Raw genomic sequence first — 20,612 nt, forward strand, 5'->3', positions numbered from 1 at the left:
CGGGTACCCGGCTCAGAACATCGGGTGCGCGTTCTGCGGGGGTCCTTCCGGCATGGGCTGAAGCACATCCCAGTGCTCCACGACCTTGCCTGCCTCCAGCCGATAGATGTCGGCGACGGCCGCGACGGGACGGCCGGGGAAGGATGCCTTGATGTGGATCAGGGCGAGGTCGCCGTCGACCAGGATCCGTTGCACCTCGAAGCGTGCGCCGCTCGTCGCGAACTTGTCCGAAAGCGCGTCGACCGCTGCCTGCCGTCCGTCGGCGATGGTCGGGTTGTGCTGGATGTAGTCCTCCGCCACGTGCGCGGCGAAGGCGGCCGGCACGTCCCGCTCCGCATAGAACAGCCGGGCGAAGTCCTCGATCACCCGACGGTTGTGTTCGGTCCCGTGCTGCGCGGAGCTCATCGGACCTCCACCGTCTCCCGAGCCCGGTTGCGCGGGCGCTGCCGGGCGCGCGGAATGTCCGGCACCGGCACTGCGCCCCCGACTCTGTTGCGGATCTCCCCGATGCCCTCGACCCGCATCACCACCTCATCGCCTTGGCTGAGTGGTGGCGGCGAGAGTTCGCCTCGTCTCCCCCACAGTTCGGCCAGGCACCCACCGTTGCCGGCTGTTCCGGAGCCGAGCACGTCGCCCGGCACGACGCGGGAGTTGCGGGAGGCGTAGGCGACGAGCTCGGGGAAGGGCCACCCCATGTTCGAGAGCAGATCCCGGCCGATCTCGGTGCCGTTGACTTCCACCTGCATTCCGATCGGCAGGAAGCCCTCGCCGTCGATCAGCTGGGCGAACTCGTCCGCGGTGACGATCCACGGACCGAGCGTGGTTGCGAAGTCTTTGCCCTTGCACGGGCCGAGCCGCACCTTCATCTCTCGGCCCTGCACGTCACGGGCCGACCAGTCGTTGAAGATGACGTACCCGAAGATGTGCTCCGCCGCTGCGGCGGGCGTGAGGTTCGTCCCGTCGCTGCGCTGCACTCCCCCGATCACCGCGCCGACCTCGAGCTCGAAGTCGAGTCGCTCCGTCGCCGGCGGCGCCACGATGTCGCCCGTCGCGATCACCGAGTGCGGGTTGGTGAAGTAGAACGTCGGGTACTCGTACCACTCGGGCACGACCTGGCTGGCGCCGTCGATGCTGGCGGTCACCCCCTCGACGTGCTCCTCGAACGCGACGAAGTCTCGGATGCTCGGCGGGCGCAGCGGCGCGAGCAGCCTCACCTCGGTCAGCTCCGGCGCCGTATCGTGGCGGGTGACGTCGCGGTAGCGTGCCAGCGCATCGGCCAGCCCCGCCTCCAGCACCTCGCGCATGGTGCGCCCGTCGGGGAATGCGACCACTCGGCCGTCGAGAACGAGTCCTTCGGCGACCGTCTCGCCGTGCCGCCAGCGGGCGAGCCTCACGGCCGGACTCCGCTGCGCGTGGGGAGCAGGGCGGCGGTGTTCCCGCCGAGGATCGCCGCTTCGACCTCAGCGCCCAGCGCAGCGGCCCGCAAGTCTCCGACGGGATCCTCCGATCCCATGTCGAAGGGGTAGTCGCTGCCCAGCAGCACGCGGTCCGCGCCAGCGACCTCGATCAGATGCCGCAGCACGGCCGGATCGTGCACCAGCGAGTCGAACCACAGCCTGCGCAGGTAGGACGATGGAGGGTCGGCGCAGCCGTGCGCCTCCGGGCGTGCCCGCCAGGCGTGGTCGGAGCGGCCGATGTACGTCGGCAGGTAACCCCCACCGTGCGCGGCGATCACCTTCAGACCGGGATGCCGGTCGAGCACCCCCGAGAAGATCAGATGCGACAGCGCGACGGCGTTCTCGGTCGGCTGGCCGACCGTGTTCGAGAGGTAGAACCGGTCGAGCCGCTCGTCGAGCGTGCAGCCGAAGGGGTGCAGAAACACCACCGCGCCGAGCTCGGCGGCCCGCGCCCAGAACGGCTCGAGCCGCTCGTCGGAGAGCTCCACATCCCCGGCGGTCGAGGAGATCTCGACACCGGCGAGGCCGCACTCCAGCACGGCGTGCTCGAGGATCTCGACGAGCAGCCCGGGGTGCTGCAAGGGCACCAGTCCGAGCCCGACCAGCCGGTCGGGCGCCCCCGCGATGTGGTCGGCGGTCAGTCGGTTCGCCTCGCGTGCCACCTCGACCGCGAGCCGCTCCCCGGCCCATGGGTAGTAGTGGCTCGGCGACGGGCTCACGACCTGCACATCCACGCCCTGCACGTCCATGACCCGCAGGCGCTCGGCCAGATCCGTCAACCGGGTGAACCGCTCTTGGATCATCGCCCCAGAGGCGGCCAAGCTGGGGCCGCCATTGCGCAGAAGCTCGAGCTCGCCCGCCGCCCGGAACCCGTCGGGGTCCCGTTCCTGGACGAGCCCCTGCAGCGACGGAAGGAGGACGTGAGCATGGACGTCGGTGTTCACGCCGGCGCCGCCATCTTCTGCGCGATCCCGAAGATCAGGCCGCCTGCGTCCGCCTCTCGATTGCCCTCCAGCTGCCATTGGCCGAGCTGCACGGATGCCTCCACCACCGCGGTCGCGCGAGGCAGCCGGCGGGCGTGGAACTCGTCCCACAGCGACTGGTCGAGCGCGTCCGACTTCACCAGGAGCTCAGCGAGCACGATCGCGTCCTCGAGGGACTGCGCTGCACCCTGCGCGATGGTGGGCGGGCAGCTGTGCGCGGCGTCCCCGATGATGACGACACGGCCTCGGTTCCATGGAGCGTCGACCAGATGCGATGTGAACCAGGTGTAGTTGACCCGTGACCCGGACGCGAGATCCGCGCGGACGGAGTTCCACGGGCCTCCGTAGGCAAGCGACTCGTCATGCATGATCCGCTTCGCCTCGTCCTCGGACACGGCCGAGCGGTCCTCGGCCTTCTCTACGAGGAACGCGTACATCGTGTCCTCGCCCGTTGGCGTGTAGCCCGCGATGTAGACGGGGCCGCCGTAGAACAGCTCGCTGTGCTCGACCTCCTGAGGTCGGGAGACGAATGTGCGCCAGATGCCCATCCCGGTCGGCTTGGGCTTCGTGTCGATGCCGATGAGCTCCCGCACCCTGGAGTTGAGGCCGTCCGCGCCGATGAGGAGATCGTAGGTGCCGGCGCTCTCCCCGTTGACGAAGACCTCGACGCCGCTCTCGCTCTGCTCGAGGCCGGTCACCTTCGCGCCGAAGCGGACGTTCGCGCCGACCTCCACCGCTCGTTCGTGGAGGATTCTCGCCAGGTCCGGCCGGTACATGCCCATGGCCGCGGGATAGTCCGGGCCTCCGGTCTTCACGTTGGGCAGTTCGGCGACGACGGGAGCGTCCGGCCCGGGGGCGCGGAGCGTCAGCCCCTCGAACGGGAAGCCGTGCGCTCGCACCTCGTCCCACACGCCGAGCCGGTCGAACACACGCAGGGCGTTTCCCTGCAGGGTGATGCCCGAGCCGTGGGCGCTGACTTCGGTGTTGGCCTCGAAGACGTCGACGGTGACGCCGGCGTCGGCGAGCTGAATGGCGGCGGCCAGCGCTGCGGCGCCGCTTCCCGCGATCGCGACGCGCGAAACTGCAGTCATTGGAGTTCCTTCCGGAGGTGGAGGCGCTACTTCAGCGCGAGGGGATTGACGGGTGAGCCGACTGCGCCGGTGATCGGCAGCGGCGGAGCGGCGAGGAGGAAGTCGTAGCGGCCGTCGGCGGCGCAGTCCTCGGCCAGTGCGTCGAGGTCCCACATCTCGCCGATCGTGAGGCCGATGTTCGGGATGGCGACCTGGTGCAGAGGCTGGAAGGCATCGTCGAACTCGTTGGGCCGCACCTCGAATCCCCAGGTGTCGGTGGCGATCGCGGCGATCTCGGTGCGGTACAGCCAGCCCGCCGTGGTGAACGAGAGGCCGGCGGACGGCCCGCCGGCGTAGCCGTTCCAGCCCTCCCGGCGGGCGCGGGCGAGCCGACCGGTGCGGACGAGGACCATGTCGCCGCGGCCGACTCGCGAGGACTCCCCCTGTGCGGCGATGCACGCCTCGAGCTCGTCCGTGGTGATGGCATACCCGTCCGGCAGCTCACCGCCGGTTCCGGCGAAGCGGCCGAGGTCGAGCAGCACCCCGCGGCCGATCAGATCGGAGGCGACACGCTCGATGCCGGTGACGAGATCCCCGTCGCTCGTGACCACGTCGCCGGCACGGCGGCCGTTCCACGCGAACCCGCGGTCGAAGATGTGGCCGAGGCCGTCCCACTGGGTGGAGCACTGCAGGGGCATGGCGATCACGTCGTCAGCCCCGCCCAGTCCGTGCGGGAAGCCTTGAGAACCCCGCTCGGCGTCGGTTCCGGTGTCGAGCATGGTGTGCACCGGATTGGTGCGCCGCCGCCAGCCGAGCTGCGGGCCGTTCATGTCGAAGCTCTGCGAGAGGGAGAAGCTGACACCGCGCCGCACCAGTCCGGCCGCCTCGGCGCGCTTGGCGTCGTCGAGGAAGTTCAGGGTGCCCTTGACGTCGTTCTCGCCCCACCGGCCCCAGTTGCGGAACGTCTCGCAGGAGAGCGCGACAGTCCCCGCTGCGTCGGCACGGTCGAGCTCGGCGGGGTTCTCGGTGGGTTCAGGCATCCGGGGACTCCTGAACGCAGCGGACCGTCTGGGTGCCGAGCCCGGAGATGGTTGCGGTCATCACGTCGCCGTCCCGCAGCAGCCGGCCGCGGGTGATGCCGTTCCCCGCCGGGCTGCCGGTGAGCAGCAGATCGCCGGGGAGCAGCGGCATGTTCTCGGAGGCGCCGGCGATGAGCGCCGGCAGGTCGAACAGCAGGTCCTCGGTCGTCGCGTCCTGCATCACGTCGCCATTGAGATCCAGCCTCAGGGAGAACTCGCCGCCCTCCGGCGCGAACGGTGCCGGCACGAGGAACGGGCCCGTCGGAAGGAAGCCAGGGGCGTTCTTCGACCGGTACCAATCGGTGCCGATCTCCTTCATGTCCTTGCGGAACACGAGGTCACGGGTGGTGATGTCGTTGACGATCGTGTAGCCGGCGACGTGATCGAGGGCGTCTTCGCGGCTCACCCGGAACGCTTCGCGGCCGATGACCACCGCAAGCTCGAGCTCCCAGTCGTGCTTGTCGCTGTACGACGGCAGAACCAGCGCCTCGTCATCCCCCACGACACACGCCGGCATGCCGAGGAAGAAGTACGGGATGCCCTCCCTCGCCCGGGTGTCCATCATCTCGGCGGCCCAAGCGCGGGCCTCCTCCTCGGTGCGCGGGTCATCCGCGGGGCGGCCCGCGACGACGAGGTCGATGACGTGGGTGCGGTAGTTGGCGCCGGTCTGCAGCACCTGGCGCGGCTCGACTGGAGCGGTCAGGGTCACGTCCGCCAGGGGCAGCCAGTCGCCATCCCCGGTGGTCAGCGCCTCCAGCCGGTCCCAATCGGGGGCCGCGAGGAATGCGTTGAGGTAGTCCGCGCCCAGCTCGTCAGGCCCGATGGCACGGATCCGGTCGCCGCTGACGAGGCCCAACGCCACGCCATCCGGCTGGCGGAAGCGCGCGAGCGCGAACGGGGCGGTCAGACCGGCCGACGACGATGTCACCTGAACTCTCCTCACGGGCGCGCACCAGCGGACGCCGTCCTCCTCATCCAACAGGCACGCGCGCGCGACGCGAAGAGCAGATGTCTGATGCCGGGAATCGACAACGCGAATACGGGCGTTCTCAAGCCCGTTCGAAGAGCGCGGCGAGGCCTTGACCGCCGCCGATGCACATGGTCTCGAGCCCGTAGCGTTCACCGGATCGCTGCATGGCCGCGGCGAGGGTGGCGAGCATCCGGGCGCCGGTGGCGGCGAGGGGGTGGCCGAGGGAGATGCCGCTGCCGAGCGGGTTGAGCCGCGGGTCGTCGCCGGGGATGCCCCAGTCGCGGGCGCAGGCGAGGACCTGCACGGCGAACGCTTCGTTGAGCTCGATGTGGTCGATCTGCCCGAGCGCGAGTCTGGCCCGGCCGAGTGCCTTGTTCACGGCGGGGACGGGACCGACGCCGAACCGGCGCGGGTCGACGCCCGCCACCGCCCAGGTGACCAGCCGCAGCACCGGGGTAAGACCCAGCTGGGCGGCGCGTTCCGGGGTGGTGACGATGCACGCGGCGGCGCCGTCGTTCTGCCCGCTCGCGTTGCCGGCCGTGACCGTTGCCTCGGGATCCTTGGTGCGGAGGACGGGCTTCAGCTTGGCGAGGGCCTCCATCGACGTGTCGGCCCGTGGGTGCTCGTCGCGGTCGACCGGAACTGAGCCCTTGCGGCCGGGCACCTCGACCGGCACGAGTTCCGAGGCGAAGGCTCCCGACTCCTGTGCGGCGACCGCACGTCGGTGCGATTCCACCGAAAGGGCGTCTTGCTCCTCCCGGGAGATGCCGTACTCCGCGCGGAGGGTCTCCGCGGTGCCGACGTTGCCGTCCGGTGTCGGGTAGCTCCCTCCCCCGGCCCGCTCACGCCCTCGGCTGAGCGCATCCTGAAGCAGCAAGCCACCGGACGGCACACCGCGTCGCCCCTGCTCGGTATAGAGGGGGGCGTTGCTCATAGACTCCACCCCGCCGGCGATCACGACCTCGCTGACACCGGTCTGCACCTCCATCGCGGCGTTCAGCACGGCCTGCAGGCCGGATCCGCAGCGGCGGTCCAGCTGGTACCCGGTCGCGGTGACGGGCAGCCCCGCGTCGAGCGCCGCGACCCGGCCGATCGGCGGCGCCTCCATCGTGGGGTAGCACTGGGCCAGCACCACACCTTCGACCGCGTCCGGATCGACGCCGGAACGCGTGACCAGCTCCCGCAGAATGTGCGTCGCCAGGTCCAATGCGGTCAGCGGTGCCAGCGCGCCGCCCATCCGCCCCACCGGCGTGCGCAGCGGCGAGCAGATCACCGCATCGCGGAGCTCGGCCATCAGACCGCCGCTTCCAGGGACGGGTCGATCGCGAGCGGCGCACCCGTCGCCGTGACGACATCCTGCACGTTCACCCCGTCGGCCAGCTCGCGCAGCACCAGCCCATCGGCGGTGACGTCGATCACCGCCAGGTCGGTGATGATCCGGTCCACGCACGCCTTCCCGGTCAGGGGCAGGGTGCAGTGCTCGACGATCTTGGCGCTGCCGTCCTTCGCCACATGCTCCATCACCACGATCACCCGTTCGGCGCCGTTGACCAGGTCCATGGCGCCGCCCATTCCCTTGACCATCTTGCCGGGTACGGCCCAGTTGGCGATGTCCCCGCCGACGGAGACCTGCATCGCGCCGAGGACGGCGGTGGCGATGCGTCCGCCGCGGATCATCCCGAAGCTGGCTGCGGAGTCGAAGTAGCTGGCGCCCGGCAGCACGGTGACGGTCTCCTTGCCGGCGTTGATCAGCTTCGGATCCTCCTCACCCTCCCAGGGGTATGGGCCGACACCGAGGATCCCGTTCTCCGAGTGCAGCACCACGTGCACGCCATCGGGGAGATGATTGGGAATGAGCGTCGGCAAGCCGATGCCGAGGTTGACGTAGCTTCCGTCGACCAGCTCGCGCGCTGCGCGTGCCGCCATCTCGTCGCGTGTCCTGGGCATCACGCACCTCCCTCGTTCTCGGCGCCGGTCCGGCGGCGCACGGTGACCTTCTCGATCGGCAGGTCCTCCGACTCTTCCCGGCTGAGCACGACGACCCGGTCCACATAGATGCCGGGCAGGTGCACATCGTCCGGGTCGATCTCCCCCGGCTCGACCAGCCGGTCCACCTCCGCGATCGTGATCCGGCCCGCCATCCCGGCGAGTGGGTTGAAGTTGCGGGTCGAGCGCTCGAACCGCAGATTGCCGTGCCGGTCCCCCACCGCGGCACGGACGAGTCCGTAGTCGGTGCGGATGGCGTGTTCCAGCACGTATTCACGCGGCCGGTCTCCGGGGAACGCACGGGTCTCCTTCGGCTCCGAGGTCTTCACCACGGAACCGTCCGGGCCGTACCGCAGCGGCATCCCGCCGTCGGACACCGCGGTGCCGGCGCCGGTGGCGGTGTAGAACGCCGGTATCCCGACGCCGCCCGCGCGGAGCCGCTCGGCGAGCGTGCCCTGCGGCGTGAGCTCGACCTCCACCTCACCGCCGAGGTACTGGCGGGCGAACTCCTTGTTCTCCCCGATGTACGACGCGGTCACCTTGCGGATGCGCCCGGCCGCGAGCAGCTCGCCGAGCCCCCAGCCGTCGACGCCGCAGTTGTTCGACACCACCTCGAGATCCCCGACGCCGCGTGCCAGCAGCGCCCGGGTGATCGCGATGGGGACTCCCGACAGGCCGAACCCGCCGACGGCGAGCGAGGCTCCGTCGGGGATGTCCGCGACCGCCTCGGCGGCGCTCGCAACCGTCTTATCCATTCGGTGCTCCTTCATTTCGAGTGTCGTCCGGGGCCGGCTCGGCGAAAACATCCTTCGCGATGCCGAACGCGGCGTTGGCCGCAGGCAGCCCCGCGTAAAGCGCGACGTGCATCAGCACCTCGGCGATCTCGTCCCGGGTGAGACCGTTCCGCTGCGCGGCCCGCAGGTGCATCTGCAGCTCGTGGAGGTGCCCGTCGGCGACGAGCACCGCGAGGGTGGCGATGCTCCGGTCGCGTCGCGAGAGCCCCGGGCGGCTCCAGACGTCACCCCAGGCGTAGCGGGTCAGGAAGTCCTGGAACGCTGCGGTCGCGTCGGTCGTCCCAGCGATCGCCGCATCGACATGCGTGTTCCCGAGCACTTCCCGGCGCACCGTCATCCCTCGTGCGAACGTCGTGGTGTGCTCGCCGTTCCCGGCCGGCTGCTCGATCAGCTCCGACAGCAGCGCCGCCGCGACGGCCGGCTGCTCGGCCACCGCGAGATGCGACGCGCCCTCCAACTCGGCGTAGCGGGCGCCGGGGACTGCGTCGGCCAGGCCCCGCATCGACTCCGGCGGAGTGACCGGATCGTGCTCACCGCTCACGACCAGCGTGGGCACGGCGAGCCGGGCGAGGTCGGGCGTGCGGTCGAACTCCGCGAGGGCGTCACAGCAGGAGGCGTACGAGGCGTCGTTCACGTCCAGCAGCGATCCGAGAAGTCTCGCGCCTGCGCCGGTCGCGTCCGTCTCCAGGAACCCGGGAGCGAACCAGCGCCCCGCGCTGCCGGTGACGAGCGACGCCGTCCCGGAACCCCGGACCTGCTCGGCCCTGGCCCGCCATGCCGCCGGTTCCCCGATCCGGGCGCCACTGCAGAACATGGCGAGCGTTCGCACCCGGTCCGGGACGCCGAGGGCCAGCTCCAGGGCGACGGCCGCGCCGAGGGAGACGCCCGCCAGGTGGAAGCTTCCGCCCCCGACCTCGTCGACGACTCGGAGGGCAGCAGTGGCGAGGTCCCCGACGGTGAACGGTTCCCGGGCGGCGGGACTTCCGCCGTGCCCCGGCAGGTCGATGCGCAGGATGCGCAGTGAGGGGCAGCTCCTTCGCAACTCGGCGGCCGCGCCGGCCCACAGTTCCGAGCCGGTGCCGAGTGACGGCAGCAGCACGAGGAGCTCGCTGACTGCGGCGGCCGGCGCTACAGGGAGCACCGATCCGTGGAGACGTGGGATGCTCATTGGTCGTCCCCCGCCTCGAGCGTCGCGAAGCGGGCGAGGGATGCGTCCACGACCCGGCCCGCCGCAGCGAGGGTCGGCCCATCACCCAGGTCGAGTTGCAGTCCGGGCCGCTCGGCGGCGGCGAGCTGGGCGACGGCCGCCGCGAAGTCCGCCACGCCCGTGCGGTGACGGTCGAGTGCCTCGCGGACGAGCCGGTCCGCCGCGTCTCGCCCTATGGAGCCGATGAGGAGTGCAGAGGCACGCTCGGCGAGCAGCTCCGAACCGCCGGCTCGCCTGCTCCGTTCGGCCGCCTCGTGGTCCACGACGGGGTCGAGCTCCGCGGCGACCGCGGCGCTCTCCAGCAAGAGGCGCAGCAGACCGCGGAACGCCTGCCATTCCGCATGCCACTCCCCCGCAGGACGTGCATCCGACGACACGGCGGCGGTGTGCACGGTTGCCAGCAGCCCTGGCGCGCGGAGCGCGTTCGCGGTGAGCAGCACGGCTTCGACGGGGTTCCGCTTGTGCGGCATGGCTGAGGACCGGCCTCCGCCAGCGAACCGCACCTCACCGATCTCGGTCCGGCTGAGGAAGACCAGATCGCGCCCGTACCGGCCGAGCGACGCGACGGCGGTGGCCGCGGCCTGCGCGATCCGCAGCACCGGGCTGCGCTCGGCGTGCCAGGCGTTTCCGGGATCGTCGAGCTCGAGCAGTCTGGCGGTGGCGGCGCGGAGGCGGTCGGAGTCGGCGGTCCCGCTGCCGAGGACGTCGATCGCCTCGCCGGTGCCCACCGACCCACCCAGCTGCACGGGGAAGTCCAGGTTCTCGAGCTGGCGGATCGCCGCCGTGATCCCGTCGAGCCATGAGGATGCCGCCGCGCCGAACGTGGTCGCGCCCGCCTGCTGGCCGAGCGTCCTCGCCACCGTGAGCGTCGACCGCTCCTCATCCGCCAGTTTGGCCAGCCGGCGGCCTGCGGCGAGCAGTCCGCCTCGGGCGTGCACGATCGCCCGCTTCGCCGTGAGAATCAGCGCGGAGTCGAGCACGTCCTGGCTCGTGGCGCCGCGATGCACCCAGTCGCTGGAGCCGGGGGCGGCCGCCTCCGCCTGTCGCCGCAACTGCTCCACCAGCGGGATCACCACGACGCCCCCAGCACGCGTGCCGTCCCGAAGCGCCGCCCGGTCGAGCTTCGCCGGATCGAACGCGTCGGCCGCGATGCCCGCGGGTCCGGGAGTGCCGTCCTCGTCCGCCCACGCCTGCAACAGCGCCCGTTCCACGTCGACGAGGGCGGCGAGCAGCGCATCGTCGGATGCGGGCCCGGCGTGCCGAGACAGCGGCTCGAGGAGCCCCCAATCGAATGCGGCTGCGTCGGAAGCGTCAGTCATCTGCCGAACCGTAGTCGAAGAACACGGTCTCCCCCTCGCCCTGGAGCCGGATGTCGAACCGGTAGCTGCGGGGCGCGTCGACGTGCGCAAGCAGCGTGTCCCGGCGCTCCGCAGGCACCCGACCCAGGACAGGGTCGGCGCCGTTGCGCTCGCCCTCGTCCGAGAAGTAGGCGCGGGTGAAGAGGTGGTGCATGAGACCCCGCGCGAAGACTGTCACCAGGATGTAGGGCGCGGACTCCGGTCGCATCGGGCCGGGCTTGAGGGTGGTGAAGGAGTAATGACCGTCGCCGGTCACCGCGGCGCGGCCGAAGCCGGTGAAGCTGTGCCCGTCCCTGGCGAAGCTCCCGCGGACGTCGATCGGCTTGCCGTCACGGTCGGCGTGCCAGATCTCGATCACCGCATCCGGCACCGTCTTCCCCGCACCGTCGTACACCGTGCCGTGCAGCCGCACGACGTCCGGGTGCCACGGCGCGACGACGTCGGGGCCGCCGACATAGGGCAGCGCGTATCCGAAGAACGGGCCGACCGTCTGCGACGGGGTCTGGCCGAATTCCGGTTGCTCGATCGGGTTCTGATCAGGCATGGTCGGCATCCTCCGGCTCCATCCAGGTCGAGCGCGGGCCGGTCAGCACGACGTCCCAGCGGTAGCCGATGGCCCACTCGTGCTCGCTCACCTCGTGGTCGTAGTCCGCGACGAGACGCCGGCGCGCGGCCGGGTCGACGATCGACTGGTAGATCGGGTCGAGCGCGAACAGCGGGTCGCCGGGGAAGTACATCTGCGTGATGAGCCGCTGCGTGAACGCGGTGCCGAAGAACGAGAAGTGGATGTGCGCCGGTCGCCAGGCGTTCCGGTGGTTCTTCCACGGGTAGGCGCCCGGCTTGATGGTGGTGATGCGGTAGCCGCCGTCCTCGCCGGTGATCACGCGCGCGACGCCGGTGAAGTTCGGGTCGAGCGGCGCGGGATGCTGGTCCCGCTTGTGGACATACCGGCCGGCGGCGTTCGCCTGCCAGATCTCCACCAGCTGGTTCCGGACGGGACGGCCCTCGCCGTCGAGCACCCGGCCGGTGACGATGATCCGCTCGCCGAGCGGCTCCCCAGCGTGCTGGATCGTCATGTCGCTCTCCTCAGGGATCACGTCGGTGTGGCCGAACGCCGGCGACACGAGCTCGATCTCCTCGGGATCCGCCCGCACCAGCTTGTGGGTCGGGTGGCGGAGGGTCGCGCTGCGGTAGGGCGTGAAGTCGCGAGGAGGGTGCGACGGCATCCGTCGTCCGGCCGCCGCGGCGCGCTCCAGCTCCAGCGCATGGCGCTCGGCGATCTCGGCGGAGATCTGCGCCTGGGTGAGGTCGGGCGTGGTTGCGTCGACGGGCATTCGGTGCTCCTAGTCCAGAGGGAGGCCGGCGTATTGCTCGGCAAGCGAACGGCGGGCGTGGATCGATCCGCTCACGTACTCGAGCTGGGCGACCTGACTGCGGTAGCGGAAGTCGCGGGCGGATGGGTCAGGGACCTCCCGATGCACGTGCAGCATCTCCGTCATCCACTGGGAGAAGTGCTGCACCTTCCACTGCCGGCTGAGCGCCCGGTCGCTGTAGGCCGCGAGCCCGGCTGAGTTCCCGGCACGGTGCTCGAGCAGCGCACGCCCGAGCATCACCACGTCGGCGATCGCCGAGTTGAGCCCCTTCGCGCCGGTCGGCGGCACGATGTGGCCGGCGTCACCGACGAGGAACATCCGTCCCACGTTCAGCTCGCTGACCACGAAGCTGCGCATCGGGGTGATCGACTTCTCGGTGATCACGCCCTCCTGCAGTGTCCATTCGGGAATGCCCATCCGGCCCTGCAGCTCGCTCCAGATGCGCTCGTCGCTCCAGCCGTCGATCGACTCGTCGGGATCGACCTGCAGGTACAGGCGGGACACCTCGTGCGAGCGCATGGAGTGCATGGCGAAGCCATCCGGGTGCAGTGCGTAGATCAGCTCGTCGGTGGACGGCGGCACGTCGGCGAGAATCCCGAGCCACGCGAAGGGGTAGTCGCGCTCGATGGCGGTCATCCGCCCGTCCGGTGCAGACCGCCGGCAGACCCCGTGATAGCCGTCGGCACCCACGACGAAGTCCGCGCTGATCTGGTGCTGCACCCCGTCGACGCTCCAGGTGATGGTGGGCTCATCGCCGGTGATCCCGTGCGGCGTCACGTTGTCTGCGTTGAAGACGATCGTGGACCCGATCCGCTCGTGCTCCTCCAGTATGTCGCGCACCAGCGGCTGCTGCCCATAGACGGTGACCGTACGGCCGACGAGGTCTTTGAAGTCGAGATGCACGCGCTCGCCCTCGTACTGCAGGTAGATGCCGCGGTGCTCCATGCCGTGGGTGCGCAGGTTGCGGTCGAGTCCCAGGGCGGCGACGGTGTCGACGGAGCCCTGCTCCAGCACCCCCGCACGGATCCGGCCCAGCAGATGCTCGCGGGAGGTTCGCTCCAGGATCACGAAGGGCACACCAGCCTGATGCAGGATGTGCCCCAGCAGCAGGCCTGCCGGTCCGGCGCCGATGACGGCGACCGAGGTGTGCTGGCGCATGCGTGCGACCCTTTCGTCTGTGGAAGGTCCGAATCAGCCTGCGCGACGCCGCGTGTTCGCGGGGCAGGTCTTCCATTGGGTGGAAGGATTCGGGCGCAATTTCTGCTAGGGGTGCCAGCCCAGCGCGGAGGAGATGCCGCGAGCGGCCATGCGGACACCGAATTCGAACTGCGGCTCGGCCTGCCGTTCGATCCGGGCGATGATCGACACGGCTGCGACCACCTGCCCGGACGAATTGCGCACCGGTGCCGCGATGGAGAACACCCGGGGAGTCAGCGCGTTGACCGACACGGACAGGTCGGTCGCGCGGATCTCGGCCAGGCGGGCGCGCAGCTCCTTCTCGGTCGTCAACGTCTCCGGCTGGAACTTCACCGGCCCGGCCGCCAGCACCTCGTCCAGCAGCTCCGGCGGCGCGAAGGCGAGCAGCGCCAGCCCCACCCCGGTGGCGTGCAGTGGCAGCTTGGCGCCCACCGCGGAGAGCACCCGCACCGCGTCCCGGCCGGACAATCGCTCCAGATAGGTGGCGCCGAGTCCGTCGAGCACCGCCAGGTGCACGTGCTCTCCTGTCAGCTCGAGGAGATCCTCCAGGTACGGCCGGGCGAGCGCGCTCAGCCGGCGGGCTGTGGGCTGCCGCACTCCGAGCCGCCAGAGTCGCAGTCCGAGCGAGTACCGGCCGTCGTCGGCGCGCACCACCCCGCCCCACTCCGTCAGCTCAGCGACCAGACGATGCGCCGTCGACAGCGGAAGGCTCGCGCGGTGCGCGATCTCAGTCAGGGTGAGCGTCGGACCTCCGTCGAACGCATCGAGGATCGCGAACAGCTTCTGCGCGACGCTTCGCCGGTCTTCTTCCCTCGCGCCGGCCATGCCGCCAACTCTAGAAGGCGCGTGCGCGGGTCGTCGAAGCCCGGCGTCATTGAGCAAGCGGTGCATCAAGTACTCCTGAGTGAATTCGGAATCGGGTACGCGGGTCGACGTCAGGGTTGACGGAGGCGCTGCTGCAGTTCGTTCAGGGAGCTCGCCCCGATCGCCGGGTTCATGACCGAGAGCTGCCACGGGGTGAGCGAGCCGAACCAGTTGAGCATCCGCGCAGCCGCGGGGATCACGGCGACGAGCGCCTCTCGGGTCGCCTCCTCGGCCATGAGCTCGACGATCGGCGTGTGCACCCCCGGATGGACCGCCTCGAACTCGTCGGCGGGAACGACGCCGCCGAGCCCCCGCTGCACCTGCTCCCATTGCCGCTCGACGAGGAGGTGCTCCTTTCCGACCGGACCCTCAACGGGAAGCCCGAGCCGCTCGAACTGGGAGGGCGGCGCGGAGTTCTGCCGCATCGCCTCGACCAGCAGTCCCGCCATCCGCAGCTCCAGGTCGGGGTCGCGCAGGGGTTCGAGCTGAGCGGGATCCGACTCGATGTCGTACAGCAGGGTGCCGAAGTTGTACGGCGACCCGACGCCGAAGCCGCGCGTCCGAAGCAGCGGAGCGTTCTTCGTGAAGGGGAACGGCGGCACCAGCTCCGCATCAGCGAGCTCGACCGGTGTGAACCGGGAATGCAGGTGCGTCGGCATCAGCGTGTGCTCGTAGAGCGGAGCGTTCTCGGCCGTCGCGCTAGAGCGCATGTAGACATAGCGCCCGTCGGTGATGCAGACGTGCCCGCCGAAGCTCCCGAACAGGCCAGTCTCACGGATCGGGGAGCCGTCCGAAAGAAGTGTGGACAGCGGGCGCCCCTCCATGTCGGATGTGAGCGGCACCCCGAAGAACTCCAGGAGCGTCGGGCCGAGGTCGAGGGTCTGCACGAGGGCGTCACGGCGCTCCCCCGCGGCGCCCGAGCGCGGATCCCACACGAACAGCGGCGTGTGGATGTTCTCGTCGTACCAGGGCTGCACGTTCTTGCCCCACCAGCCGCGTTCACCGAGCAGGAGTCCGTGGTCGGTGCAGACGATGAGCATGGTGTCTTCCCACAGGTCGTGCTCATCCATGGCGTCCAGCACGCGAGCGAGCGACTGGTCGCAGAAGCGGAGCAGCGAGAAGTACTCCTCGCGAGCATGCTCGACGGTCGCCTCGTCCTCGACGACCCGGCGGTAGTCGGGCCAGTCGAAGTGCGGGCCCGTGTACTCGGCGGCCGAAGGCCGCTTGTGCTCCTCATAGCTGAAGAAGGGCTCGTGCGGGTCGAAGCACTCGATCTGCAGCATCCACGAGTCCGCTGCAGCGTTCGTGGCGACGAACTCCAGCCCCGCGTCCACCGTCTTCGTCTGGGAGTGGTCCTCGATCGTCGCCATGTACGCCCGGTTCACCCAGTCCTGCCGCCACGCTCCCCTCCTGAGCCAGGTCACGCTCTCGGGAATGTCGGGGTCCGCGACGTGCCCCTTCCACCGGTCACCCTCCTGCCCGCGGAGGAACTCGTACGTCGAGAACCGGTTGTGATACGTGGCCCCGCCGTCCTCCCAGTAGTGCTGATGATCGGTCACCAGATGCGTGTACACACCTGCATCGCGCAGCAGCTCCGGCACCGAGTCGTCGAACGGCTCCAGCGGACCCCACGACCGATGGAGGAAGTTCGAGCGACCCGTGTGCAGTTCCCGCCGGGCAGGCATGCACGGCATGCTCCCGCCGTAGCAGGTGTCGAAGGTGACGGAGCGCTCGGCGAGGCGCTCGAAGGCGGGCAGCTCGACCTGGTCGCCGCCGTACGCAGGCAGGAAGCGTCGGTTCAGGCTGTCGAACAGGACCACGATCGCCTTCATCAGCACTCTCCTTCGTGTTGATCGGTGCGGGTTGCCGGATGCGCCGGCGCATCTCGGCCAGAGGATCGAGAACCTGCGTCGTTCCGCGCTTTTCGCCTCGCGAATCGGTCCGTCAGCCAGGCCGCGCGATGCGGCACGTGCGCATTCATCAGGAGCGGCCGAAAGCCTTGGATCCTCGCGGAAATGAGTCCGTCGAGTCGCCGCGCTCTGCGCGGATACTGCGGCTGCTCCCCGCCGACCGGGCGGTGAATGCTGCGTCCACGATCAACGCCATCGTCCGCTCGGCGGCGGCGTGGCCCACCTCGTTGAGGAAGCCGTGCATGGACCCGTGCTCGCGCACGACGCGAACGTGGACCCCGGCCGATGCGAGTTCTGCCGCGAAGGCCTCACCCGACGCGCGGAGGCGGTCGCGGTCCGCGTTCACGATCAGGGTTTCCGGCAAACCGGTGAGGTCGCTGCCTCCGGGGAAGGCATACCCGTCCTCGTCCTCGGCGTCGCCGAGGTAGTTGCGGTTGATCGCGGCGCTCGACTCTGGTGGGAAGGTCTGGTGGGACGGCAGCCCCTCCAGCTTTGCCGCGAGTTCCTCACTCGCCGGCGGCAGTGGAGAGTGCAGCACGGGATAGACAAGGGCCACCAGGCTCGGCTGGGCCTCGCCCCGGTCTCTCAGCCGCAGTGCGGCGCCGGCGGAGAGGTTGCCGCCTGCGCTCGCCCCGCCGAGCGCCACCCGCGCCGGGTCGGCACCGAGTTCCGCGGCATGGGCGACCGCCCAGTCGAAGGCGGCGACGGTCTGCAGCGACGCGACGGGGAAGCGGACACGGGGCCCGGCCGCCTCGGCCATCGCCCGCATCTCCGCCGCCGTCGGGATGTCAAGCGCGGGGTCCGGCGGACCGAGCGACTCGAGCGCGTCGAGCGGCGCCAGTGTGTAGTCGACCGCGACGACACTGACGCCGGCGGCGCTCAGGCGCCGTCCGACCTGGTCCGACTCGGGCATGTCGACCGAACCGAACATGAACGCCCCACCGTGCAGCCACACGAGCAGCGCCCCGTTCGGGTTTTCGGCGGGATAGACCCGTACGCGGAAGTCGTGACCGCCGCCGTTCAGGTCGACATCGTGAATTTCACTCATGGGTGAAGGGTTCCTCTCGAGCAGTGGACATGGCGAGCGGAACTCAGCCCTTTGGATGGATCGTCAATCGGGATGATGGAGATCCGCGATGCGAAGCGAGTTCAGCGACGGACAGGGCGAGGAGCACCGGATCCAGTCCTGCGGAGCTGACGTGCACCTGGATCTCGCCGGCCCCTGTCGGGCGCACGACGGCGAGCGCCCGCCCGTCGAAGGTGCGCCAGGTCGACCCGTCGAACCGCTCCTGGGTCTTCGGGTTCGCGCTGCACATCCCGGCGAGGACCCCCGCGCCGGTCACTGCCACGGTCACCGTCCGGTCCCCTGCGGCGACGAGACGCCCCGCCTCGTCGCGGAGCTCGATCGCGACGAACGCGAGGTCTGCGTCGTCGTTCCGTAGGTGCTCACGGTCGGCGCGTGCGGTCAGCCGCGCGTCACCCGCGGTGGACAGACTGGCCCGGCCAACCTCCGCCCCTTCCTTGAAGGCGATCGCCACGAGCTCCCCAGGGCGGTACACGGTGTCGAAGCGCGCGAGCATCGGGCGGCGCTCGCCGACCGGGCCGCGGGCGACCTCCTCTGCGTCGTGCAGGAGTGCGACCTCCTCCGCGTCGGCATACACCTCGACGGTCACCGGCTCGCCCTCGAAGCCCGGCCAAGTCCAGGACGAGACCGAGTCGCTCCAGGCCCACGGCGACTGCATGGTGATCGTGTGTCCGGAGTGCTCCGGTCGCAGCACGGCGACATACGGCTCCGTTCGGAGACCGAACACGATCTCGCGGTAGTACGACGCTGGCCGCCGCCAGCCCGTGATGTCCAGGTCGCCGCACCAAGCGGTCAGGTACGGGTACTCTCGCTCGAGCGCCGCGACTGCATCGGGATCCTCCGCGTAGGCGGTCGCTCCGATGCCGACCTCCCCGAGGTAGTCCCACCCGGTCCAGGTGAAGTCGCCGATCACGTTCGGGTTCTGCTGCACCATCGGCCACAGCGTCCCGATCTGGGGCGCGAACGTCTCCGAGCCGACGATCACGCGGTGCGGGAAGCGCTGCTGATCGAGCTGGTACCGCGACTCCGCGTAGTTGAGGCCCAGCACGTCGAGCGCGGCGCTCGACTCGGCGGTGCGTTCGCTCGCCGCCTCGCTCGCGGCCACCACGGCGAATGCTCCGTCGGTGCCGCCCATCGCCTCGTTGAGACCTCCGCCGGCCGCCTCCAGAAGCGCGGGAACCTCGTCGATCACCGCGAGGAACGCGTTGATCCCGTTGGTGACGAGCCGGGTCGGGTCGAGCGCCCGAACGTGCTCGGCCATCCGGCGCGCCCAGCGCGCGCCGTGCGGCGTGCCGACCTCGATGATCTCGTTCCCGATCGAGTAGAGGATCACACTCGGGTGATTCCGGTCCTTGAAGACCATCGACTCGAGGTCCGCCGCCCACCACTGCGAGAAGTCGGCCGCATAGTCGTACGGGCTCTTGAACCGGGTCCACATGTCGAACGCCTCGTCCATGACGAGCATCCCCAGCCGGTCGCACGCGTCGAGCATCGCTGGCGAGAGGGGGTTGTGGGCGCCACGGATCGCGTTGAAGCCGGCGTGCTTGAGCAGTTCGATCCGGCGCTCCTCCGCGCGCCCGATCGCGGCGGCGCCGAGGGGTCCGTTGTCATGGTGGATGCAGGCCCCGCGCAGCAGCACCGGCGCCCCGTTGATCCGAAGCCCTTTGCGTGGATCGACGGTGACCGTCCGCACGCCGAAGTTCACGACGACGTCGTCGGCCGGATCGTAGCCCAGGGCGACGCGGGCGGTGTGCAGGGCGGGGCTGTCCGTGCTCCACAGGGCGGGAGCCTGCAGATAAAGGCGCTGCCGGACAACGGCCTGCTCCCCCGGCGCCAGCGTCGACGGCGTCGCACCGCGCTCGACTTCGGTGCCGTCCGGACCGGTGATCGTCGTGCTCACGGTGACGGTGCGACTGCTGAGGCCGGCGTTCGCGACCGTTGTCACGACGTCGATCACGGCCTGATCCTCCTCGAGCCTGACGGTGCTGACCACCACGCCGTCCGGGACGATGTGCACTGGCCGGTCGACATGCAGCAGCACCGGTCGGTGAAGTCCGGTGCCCGAATACCAGCGGGAATCCTCGCCAGACCGGACTTCGATCCTCAGTTCGTTGTCCTCCCCGTACCTGAGGTAGGGCGTGAGGTCGACGAAGAAGCGGGCGTACCCGTCGGCCCGATTGCCCGCGAACTCCTCGTTGAGGAAGACCTGCGCGCGCCGGAACGCGCCCTGCACCTCCAGGCGAACTAGGCACCCCTCCCACGCGGCAGGCACCGGGAATCTCTTCAGGTACGTGTACGCGCCGTGCGGGTAGTACGCGCCCGCGCCCTTGCCCGGCACGTCGGGCCGTCGCTCGGCGTCGCGCAGCGCGTCATGCGGCAGACGCACGGACCGCGCGGCCAATTGCTCACCACCGAAGCCGACGAAGGGGCCGAGCGGTCTGCGGTACGCCCAGCCGTCGTTGAAGGGGGTCACTGTCATGTCGGTCTCGTCACCCTTCCACGGCGACTCGGCGGACGAACTCGATGGCCCGGTCGAAGAGCGGCGCAGTGTCGGGCACTGCCTGCCAGAAGTGCCGGCCGCCCGCTACGCGCGAGAACTCGACCGGCACACCGGCGCCGTCGAGCGCGGCGGCGAACGCCTCACTCTGGGAGATGGGCACGTGCTCGTCGTCGGTGCCGTGTGCGATGTGGAACGGCGGCGCGCTTGCGTGCACCTGCAGGGCGGGGCTCGCTTCTCGCGCCCGTTCGGGCAGCTCGGCCGCGGGCCTGCCGATCCACCGCGCCTCGCGAGTCTCCTCGGGCCGTTCACCGGTCGGATGCTCGGCCATCGCGAAGAGGTCAGTCGGTCCGAACCAGTCGACGACGCCGCGCACGTCCCTGCGGCGGAGGCCGGTGAGCGCTGCAATCGTCGCACCGGCGGAGACTCCCCACAGCACCAGCCGCGAAGCATCCACTCCATGCTGGGCCCCGTGCTCCTGGAGCCAGCCGATCGCGGCGTCGACGTCGGCCAGTTGGGCGGGAAAGCGCGCCTCCCCGCTCAGGCGGTACTCGCAGGACGCGACGGCGATCCCCGCCGCGACGATGCGGTCGAACGAGTCGGCCGCATCGATGCCTGGCGTGAACACCTTGCGGCTGCCGCGCAGGAACCCGCCGCCGTGCAGGAACACGACGAGGGGCGCACAGGCGTCACCCGCTACTTCCGGAACTCGCAGATCGAGCGACAGCGGGCGAAAGCCTTCCGGCTGCCCGAAGTCAATCTCGAGCCTCGAAGCCACGAAAG

General features: G+C 70.2%; 19 protein-coding genes. All 19 read right to left on the reverse strand.

What is annotated here, in order from left to right:
• Nucleotides 1-12: 12 nt before the first annotated feature.
• The 19 genes from ACFFGH_RS27025 to ACFFGH_RS27115 all read right to left on the reverse strand — a co-directional run bounded on the left by ACFFGH_RS27025 (nt 13) and on the right by ACFFGH_RS27115 (nt 20,607).
• A complete protein-coding gene (locus ACFFGH_RS27025) occupies nt 13-405 on the reverse strand; it encodes a nuclear transport factor 2 family protein (protein WP_386674228.1) in 393 nt (130 codons plus the stop codon).
• Entirely contained in the window at nt 402-1,394 is a 993-nt protein-coding gene (locus ACFFGH_RS27030; RefSeq protein ID WP_386674231.1) for a fumarylacetoacetate hydrolase family protein, read from the reverse strand. The genes ACFFGH_RS27025 and ACFFGH_RS27030 overlap by 4 nt, the downstream gene beginning before the upstream one ends.
• A complete protein-coding gene (locus tag ACFFGH_RS27035) occupies nt 1,391-2,401 on the reverse strand; it encodes an amidohydrolase family protein (protein ID WP_386674234.1) in 1,011 nt (336 codons plus the stop codon). The genes ACFFGH_RS27030 and ACFFGH_RS27035 overlap by 4 nt, the downstream gene beginning before the upstream one ends.
• On the reverse strand, nt 2,398-3,531 hold the full coding sequence (locus ACFFGH_RS27040; RefSeq protein ID WP_386674237.1) for an FAD-dependent monooxygenase: 1,134 nt from the start codon (nt 3,529-3,531) through the stop codon (nt 2,398-2,400). The genes ACFFGH_RS27035 and ACFFGH_RS27040 overlap by 4 nt, the downstream gene beginning before the upstream one ends.
• A gap of 26 nt (nt 3,532-3,557) precedes the next feature.
• Entirely contained in the window at nt 3,558-4,550 is a 993-nt protein-coding gene (locus ACFFGH_RS27045; RefSeq protein ID WP_386674240.1) for a cyclase family protein, read from the reverse strand.
• On the reverse strand, nt 4,543-5,517 hold the full coding sequence (locus ACFFGH_RS27050) for a fumarylacetoacetate hydrolase family protein (RefSeq protein ID WP_386674243.1): 975 nt from the start codon (nt 5,515-5,517) through the stop codon (nt 4,543-4,545). Before ACFFGH_RS27050 ends, ACFFGH_RS27045 begins: the two co-directional genes overlap by 8 nt.
• A gap of 121 nt (nt 5,518-5,638) precedes the next feature.
• Entirely contained in the window at nt 5,639-6,853 is a 1,215-nt protein-coding gene (locus tag ACFFGH_RS27055) for an acetyl-CoA C-acetyltransferase (RefSeq protein ID WP_386674246.1), read from the reverse strand.
• A complete protein-coding gene (locus tag ACFFGH_RS27060; protein WP_386674249.1) occupies nt 6,853-7,506 on the reverse strand; it encodes a CoA transferase subunit B in 654 nt (217 codons plus the stop codon). Before ACFFGH_RS27060 ends, ACFFGH_RS27055 begins: the two co-directional genes overlap by 1 nt.
• On the reverse strand, nt 7,506-8,300 hold the full coding sequence (locus tag ACFFGH_RS27065) for a CoA transferase subunit A (protein WP_386674251.1): 795 nt from the start codon (nt 8,298-8,300) through the stop codon (nt 7,506-7,508). Before ACFFGH_RS27065 ends, ACFFGH_RS27060 begins: the two co-directional genes overlap by 1 nt.
• Entirely contained in the window at nt 8,293-9,507 is a 1,215-nt protein-coding gene (gene pcaDC / locus ACFFGH_RS27070; RefSeq protein WP_386674254.1) for a bifunctional 3-oxoadipate enol-lactonase/4-carboxymuconolactone decarboxylase PcaDC, read from the reverse strand. The genes ACFFGH_RS27065 and pcaDC overlap by 8 nt, the downstream gene beginning before the upstream one ends.
• Nucleotides 9,504-10,865 (reverse strand): lyase family protein, encoded by a 1,362-nt coding sequence (locus ACFFGH_RS27075; RefSeq protein ID WP_386674257.1) that lies wholly within the window; start codon nt 10,863-10,865, stop codon nt 9,504-9,506. Before ACFFGH_RS27075 ends, pcaDC begins: the two co-directional genes overlap by 4 nt.
• A complete protein-coding gene (pcaG, locus tag ACFFGH_RS27080; RefSeq protein WP_386674260.1) occupies nt 10,858-11,448 on the reverse strand; it encodes a protocatechuate 3,4-dioxygenase subunit alpha in 591 nt (196 codons plus the stop codon). The genes ACFFGH_RS27075 and pcaG overlap by 8 nt, the downstream gene beginning before the upstream one ends.
• Nucleotides 11,441-12,238, reverse strand: a complete 798-nt coding sequence (gene pcaH / locus ACFFGH_RS27085; protein ID WP_386674262.1) for a protocatechuate 3,4-dioxygenase subunit beta — start codon at nt 12,236-12,238, stop codon at nt 11,441-11,443. The genes pcaG and pcaH overlap by 8 nt, the downstream gene beginning before the upstream one ends.
• A gap of 9 nt (nt 12,239-12,247) precedes the next feature.
• Nucleotides 12,248-13,435, reverse strand: coding sequence for a 4-hydroxybenzoate 3-monooxygenase (locus tag ACFFGH_RS27090; protein WP_386674265.1), 1,188 nt, complete (start codon nt 13,433-13,435; stop codon nt 12,248-12,250).
• A 105-nt stretch (nt 13,436-13,540) separates the two neighbouring features.
• A complete protein-coding gene (locus ACFFGH_RS27095; RefSeq protein WP_386674268.1) occupies nt 13,541-14,299 on the reverse strand; it encodes an IclR family transcriptional regulator in 759 nt (252 codons plus the stop codon).
• Between the two features lie 110 nt (nt 14,300-14,409).
• Nucleotides 14,410-16,170 carry a sulfatase family protein gene (locus ACFFGH_RS27100; protein ID WP_386674271.1) on the reverse strand — a complete coding sequence of 587 codons (1,761 nt, stop codon included), beginning with the start codon at nt 16,168-16,170 and terminating at the stop codon, nt 14,410-14,412.
• 148 nt (nt 16,171-16,318) lie between these two features.
• On the reverse strand, nt 16,319-17,296 hold the full coding sequence (locus ACFFGH_RS27105) for an alpha/beta hydrolase (RefSeq protein WP_386674274.1): 978 nt from the start codon (nt 17,294-17,296) through the stop codon (nt 16,319-16,321).
• Nucleotides 17,297-17,339: 43 nt separating this feature from the next.
• Complete coding sequence (locus ACFFGH_RS27110) at nt 17,340-19,811, reverse strand: glycoside hydrolase family 2 TIM barrel-domain containing protein (RefSeq protein ID WP_386674277.1); 2,472 nt, start codon at nt 19,809-19,811, stop codon at nt 17,340-17,342.
• A 10-nt stretch (nt 19,812-19,821) separates the two neighbouring features.
• Nucleotides 19,822-20,607: an alpha/beta hydrolase fold domain-containing protein gene (locus tag ACFFGH_RS27115; RefSeq protein ID WP_386674278.1), complete on the reverse strand. Its 786-nt coding sequence runs from the start codon at nt 20,605-20,607 to the stop codon at nt 19,822-19,824.
• Between the last annotated feature and the right edge of the window lie 5 nt (nt 20,608-20,612).

Source organism: Lysobacter korlensis (assembly GCF_042434515.1).

Bases quoted from the DNA above. Each gene is read 5' to 3' on its own strand.
- ACFFGH_RS27025 (WP_386674228.1), bottom strand. From the start codon at position 405: ATGAGCTCCGCGCAGCACGGGACCGAACACAACCGTCGGGTGATCGAG.
- ACFFGH_RS27090 (WP_386674265.1), bottom strand. From the start codon at position 13,435: ATGCGCCAGCACACCTCGGTCGCCGTCATCGGCGCCGGACCGGCAGGC.
- ACFFGH_RS27075 (WP_386674257.1), bottom strand. From the start codon at position 10,865: ATGACTGACGCTTCCGACGCAGCCGCATTCGATTGGGGGCTCCTCGAG.
- ACFFGH_RS27040 (WP_386674237.1), bottom strand. From the start codon at position 3,531: ATGACTGCAGTTTCGCGCGTCGCGATCGCGGGAAGCGGCGCCGCAGCG.
- ACFFGH_RS27110 (WP_386674277.1), bottom strand. From the start codon at position 19,811: ATGACAGTGACCCCCTTCAACGACGGCTGGGCGTACCGCAGACCGCTC.
- ACFFGH_RS27095 (WP_386674268.1), bottom strand. From the start codon at position 14,299: ATGGCCGGCGCGAGGGAAGAAGACCGGCGAAGCGTCGCGCAGAAGCTG.
- ACFFGH_RS27045 (WP_386674240.1), bottom strand. From the start codon at position 4,550: ATGCCTGAACCCACCGAGAACCCCGCCGAGCTCGACCGTGCCGACGCA.
- ACFFGH_RS27055 (WP_386674246.1), bottom strand. From the start codon at position 6,853: ATGGCCGAGCTCCGCGATGCGGTGATCTGCTCGCCGCTGCGCACGCCG.
- ACFFGH_RS27105 (WP_386674274.1), bottom strand. From the start codon at position 17,296: ATGAGTGAAATTCACGATGTCGACCTGAACGGCGGCGGTCACGACTTC.
- ACFFGH_RS27100 (WP_386674271.1), bottom strand. From the start codon at position 16,170: ATGAAGGCGATCGTGGTCCTGTTCGACAGCCTGAACCGACGCTTCCTG.
- ACFFGH_RS27060 (WP_386674249.1), bottom strand. From the start codon at position 7,506: ATGCCCAGGACACGCGACGAGATGGCGGCACGCGCAGCGCGCGAGCTG.
- pcaH (WP_386674262.1), bottom strand. From the start codon at position 12,238: ATGCCCGTCGACGCAACCACGCCCGACCTCACCCAGGCGCAGATCTCC.
- ACFFGH_RS27065 (WP_386674251.1), bottom strand. From the start codon at position 8,300: ATGGATAAGACGGTTGCGAGCGCCGCCGAGGCGGTCGCGGACATCCCC.
- pcaDC (WP_386674254.1), bottom strand. From the start codon at position 9,507: ATGAGCATCCCACGTCTCCACGGATCGGTGCTCCCTGTAGCGCCGGCC.
- pcaG (WP_386674260.1), bottom strand. From the start codon at position 11,448: ATGCCTGATCAGAACCCGATCGAGCAACCGGAATTCGGCCAGACCCCG.